This window comes from Mycobacterium sp. (assembly GCF_035506235.1).
Taxonomy (GTDB): domain Bacteria; phylum Actinomycetota; class Actinomycetes; order Mycobacteriales; family Mycobacteriaceae; genus Mycobacterium.
In genome coordinates this window covers 1-4,320 of sequence record NZ_DATJPU010000299.1, presented here as the reverse complement: position 1 = coordinate 4,320, position 4,320 = coordinate 1, and the positions used below count along the sequence as shown (strand labels likewise).

Genomic DNA, 4,320 nt, shown 5'->3' with positions numbered 1-4,320 from the left:
CATCCGACCAGGATCTTCGATCCCGGTCGCTCGCACCAATGTGGTCACCTTTTTCGTCATCTCGGGGAAGCTCTCCATCCCCGCCCTCGGGTCATTAATTTTCAGGAGGCAGGTGCCTCAACTCAGGTTGGCAGAGAGGGCCGAGGACGAGGTGTTTCCTGAAGAGCTGTCCGGGACTCACCGTGTCTCCGCCGAAGGGTGGCTCAAATGGGACGAGCCCTACAAGATCGGCTACCGCGAGTACGTCCACAATCAGGTCACCAAGGACACCACAACGTACTCGTTGAAGAACACGATCGGGCGCTCGAAGTTGTTCGATCAGCTCGATCCCGGCTGGAAGTCGGTGATCGTTGCGCACTACGGCGCGATCACGATGCCCGAATACCTGGCGTCGATCGGTGAGGCCCGGATGGGGCGGTTCGGCCGCTCCGCCGCCTGGCGTAACACCGCGACTTTCGGCACTCTCGACGAGGTCCGCCACGGTCAGATCCAGGCGTTCTTCCCGTACGGCCTGCTTGACAAGGAGCCGCGAGGCGACTGGGCGCTCAAGGCTTTCCACACCAACGACTGGATCGTGCTGGCGGTGCGCTATCTGTTCGATGACATGTTTGTGGCCAACGATGCGTTGTCGATCGCGTTGCAGTTGACGTTCACGCTGGAGACCGGTTTCACCAACTTGCAGTTCCTCGGTATGGCCGCCGACGCCGTCGATGTGGGCGACCTGGAGTTCGGCGCGCTGATCAGCTCGATCCAGACCGATGAGGCGCGCCACGCTCAGCAGGGCGAGCCGACGATCAAGGTGCTCATCGACAACGGCGAGGGCGAGTGGGGCCAGTTCCTCATCGACCACATGTTCTGGCGGTCGTGGCGCATCTTCGCGCTGCTGACCGGTCTGTCGATGGATTACTACACCCCGCTGGAGAGCCGGCGGATGAGTTTCAAGGAGTTCATCGAGGACTGGGTGGTCAAGCAGTTCGCGGACCAGTTCCGCGACTACGGGCTCGAGTTTCCTTGGTACTGGGACGAATTCATCAACGAGCTGACGTGGTATCACCATGCTATCCACCTCGGAGTGTGGTACTACCGGCCGACGGTGTGGTGGAATCCCGACGCGGGCGTCTCCCAAGCCGAGCGGCTGTGGCTTGAGGAGAAGTACCCGGGCTGGAACCGCGATTTCGGCAAGCACTGGGACGTCATCACCGAGAACGTTCGCAACGGCGATATCGCAGCCACCCTGCCCGAGACGCTGCCGATCACCTGCAATCTGTGCCAGCTGCCGGTGGTTCGGGCCGCGGGTGTGATCGTCGGTGCGCACACCGATGCCGCGCCGCTGACGCATGTGCACAACGGTCGCAAGTACCTGTTCTGCTCGGAGCCGTGCCGGTGGATTTTCGTTCAGCGCCCGGACCGGTTCGCCGGCCACCAGTCGCTGATCGATCGGGTGCTCTCGGGCGAGATCAGCCCGCCGGATCTGGGCACCGTGCTGCAGTATTTCGGGCTCTCACCCGATGAGCAGGGCCAGGACGCCGACGGTTATGCGTGGGCGCTGAATGGATCGAAGAACGGATCGAAGGGCTGAGACGATGGCGCTGCTTCCGCTGACTGCCTTGTTCGAGGGTGACGTGCTCGAACTGCTGATCCCCGTCGACGACGCCGACACCGTTGAGGCCGTGGGTGCGGCGATTGCCCACCATGTCGTCGGGCACCGCGTCGCCAAAAGCGATGCACCGATCCGCTTGCGCCACAACGGGAACGTGCTCGACCCGCAAGCGGGCATCGCCGCGTCCGGCGTCGGGCCGCTGGACCACGTCGAGGCCTTCTATGACTAGCGCCCAGACCTGGACGCCGTCGCCACCATCGATGAACTTTGGGAGGGCGAGGTCGGTGAGTTCTATGTCGGCGACCGACCGCTCCTGCTCGCCCACCTACGCAACGGGGAAATCCGCGCTTACGACGGCCTGTGCCCACACGCTGGTTTCCCGCTGGCCGACGGCAATGTCGAGGATGACGTCCTGACCTGCGGCGCGCATAGCTGGGAGTTCGATCTGGCCACCGGCGCCGGGGTGAATCCGGACAACTGCCGGTTGCACAGCCATCCGGTGCGCCGCGAGGGCGACCGGATCGTCGTATCGCTCACCCGAGAAGGGAGTTAGTAGTGACTGCAACCGCGGAGCGGGCCAAGCTCGTCGGTCCCGTCGTGCGGGGCTTCGATCCCGAGATCGTCTCGGCGCTCACCGACGCCATTTACACCGATAACCCCGACGCCGAGCTCGTCATCGAAGACCACGCCGGCTATGTGCGCATCCACGCGCCGCGCTTCCTGCGCGTCACCCGCGCCAGCCTGGAAGCAGCTGCGGGACAAGCATTTCCACTCGCCACGCTGGAGCCCGCGCTTGTGGGGTTTGCCGGCCGGATCCGCTACGTCGGCGACGACGAACTGCACTGGTACCTGGACCGAGAGGACTGACTCATGACCACCGCGCCGCCTCGACGGCTCAAGACGTGGAGCATCACCGGCGACACCCGGCGCAAGCCGACCGAGTACGAGGCCGTCACCGGCCACTTCCACTACCACTTCAACCGTAAGCCCGCTCCGTTCGACCTCGACCCGGACAGCGCGATCAACCGGTGGTACCTCAAGCATCGCGAAGGCTCAGCGCTGCAAGCCGAAGATTGGGAGGGCTTTCGCGATCCGGCCGCGCTGAACTACCGCCGCTACATCGCACTGCAACACGACCGCGAAATTTACGCCGAGGGCGTCGTCGACCATTACGAGGCGCGCGACCACGACGGGCAACTGGATCCTTCGTGGGTCGAGACGCTCAACCGCATCTACGTACCGGCTCGCTACGCGTTCCACGTCCTGCAGATCACCAGCCTGTACGTCGGACAATTGGCACCGAGCGCCTACATCACCAACGCGGCATTCTTCCAAGCCGCCGACGAACTGCGCGCGCTGCAGTGGATCGCCTACCGGGCCAAGTCGCTGTCGCTCACCTACGGCACGCAACTCGCCAATACCGAAGCGACACGGCGGATTTGGGAGACCGACGAGGCCTGGCAACCGGCCCGCGAAACCCTTGAGCGCCTGCTGCTTGCCTACGACTGGGGTGAGGCATTCACCGCGCTGAACCTGGTCGTCAAGCCGGCGCTCGACGCGCTGTTCAAGGAGGCGTTCGTTGATCTGGCCACCGCTAACGGGGATGGCCTGACCGCTGCCCTGCTCCAGGAGTCGCGCGTCGACACGACCCGCAGCCAGGCGTGGAGCGCCGTCCTGGCCCGCTACGCACTGGCCGCCAACCCCGCCAATCAAGCCGTCATCGACAGCTGGGTAGCAAAATGGCATCCGCTCGCAGACCGCGCCGTCGATGGTCTGGCCGCGGTCTTCAACGATCCGGCCGCGGCCCGTCACCGCGTCGCCGGCTCGGTCGCCGCGTTCACCGCGCAGTTGGCACACTGAGGTCCAAATTCCGTCTCCCCGAACGAACTCAACGGCCTGTGCCTACCGTTTCCCATCAGCTGGACCGGGAACGATCATGCCCGACGAGTTGCAGTCAAATAGCCCCGACATCCAAGCATCCAAAAGCCGGCGACTCCTCAGGCTGCCGTTGTCGCAGGGTTGTGACATCAACCAGGTGAGAATCCCGCGAGGGACTGGGAACGGCTTAAGACGGTTCGGCTGATCAGAATCCTTTGCGAGCCGTTGCGAGACAACCAAATTCACCTGATATCCGTCTGGGGGACAAGTGGTTGGCAGGTGCAAATCCCGTCAGCCCGACAACGGCGACAGCGCGACCGACGTCACTGTGCGGCCTGTTTTGCGGACTGCAAATCCGTCGGCGTGGGCCGACGCCCGGCGGTGCGCGATCGTGCGAGTCGAGGGATGCTGTCGGGGGACCAGTCGGGGACCACACAGTATATGCGCTGGTGAGCGACGTGCGCGTTTGTGCACGTCATGCACGCCTACAAGCTGGCCATGACAGGCCAGCGACCTGCGGACAGGTGTTACCGCGATTTACTGGGGGTCAAGTGGTCGCAGGGTTTCAAACTCTGGCAGGCTGTCAACGACGTCCCGAGACACGACAGTGTAAACAATGTCTCGGGACACCTGGCCTGTTTTCGGGGGAGTTCCCGCATTTGACGCCGCGGCTAAGATACCAATTCTTGGTATCATCGGACGTGTGGGTAAGAATACGTCATTCAGCCTCGACGAACATTACAGCGCGTTCATCGACGATGAGGTGGCGTCGGGTCGTTACCGCTCGGCCAGCGACGTCGTGCGTTCTGCTCTGCGGTTGCTCGAGGATCGTGAGACCCGCC

General features: G+C 63.6%; 6 protein-coding genes. All 6 read left to right on the top strand.

Translation table 11 applies throughout. The features are described 5' to 3' along the window. The first annotated feature begins 1 nt into the window (after nucleotide 1). Complete coding sequence (locus VMD50_RS28000) at nucleotides 2-1,579, top strand: YHS domain-containing protein (RefSeq protein WP_325432927.1); 1,578 nt, start codon at nucleotides 2-4, stop codon at nucleotides 1,577-1,579. Nucleotides 1,580-1,583: 4 nt separating this feature from the next. Continuing rightward, complete coding sequence (locus VMD50_RS27995) at nucleotides 1,584-1,829, top strand: toluene-4-monooxygenase system B family protein (protein WP_325432925.1); 246 nt, start codon at nucleotides 1,584-1,586, stop codon at nucleotides 1,827-1,829. Nucleotides 1,830-1,838: 9 nt separating this feature from the next. Then, nucleotides 1,839-2,153, top strand: coding sequence for a Rieske 2Fe-2S domain-containing protein (locus VMD50_RS27990; RefSeq protein WP_325432929.1), 315 nt, complete (start codon nucleotides 1,839-1,841; stop codon nucleotides 2,151-2,153). A gap of 2 nt (nucleotides 2,154-2,155) precedes the next feature. Continuing rightward, nucleotides 2,156-2,467, top strand: coding sequence for an MmoB/DmpM family protein (locus VMD50_RS27985; RefSeq protein ID WP_325432923.1), 312 nt, complete (start codon nucleotides 2,156-2,158; stop codon nucleotides 2,465-2,467). A 3-nt stretch (nucleotides 2,468-2,470) separates the two neighbouring features. Continuing rightward, a complete protein-coding gene (locus VMD50_RS27980; RefSeq protein WP_325432921.1) occupies nucleotides 2,471-3,460 on the top strand; it encodes an aromatic/alkene monooxygenase hydroxylase subunit beta in 990 nt (329 codons plus the stop codon). Between the two features lie 721 nt (nucleotides 3,461-4,181). Then, the coding region (locus VMD50_RS27975) for a type II toxin-antitoxin system ParD family antitoxin (protein WP_325432928.1) at nucleotides 4,182-4,320 on the top strand (139 nt) is incomplete at its 3' end.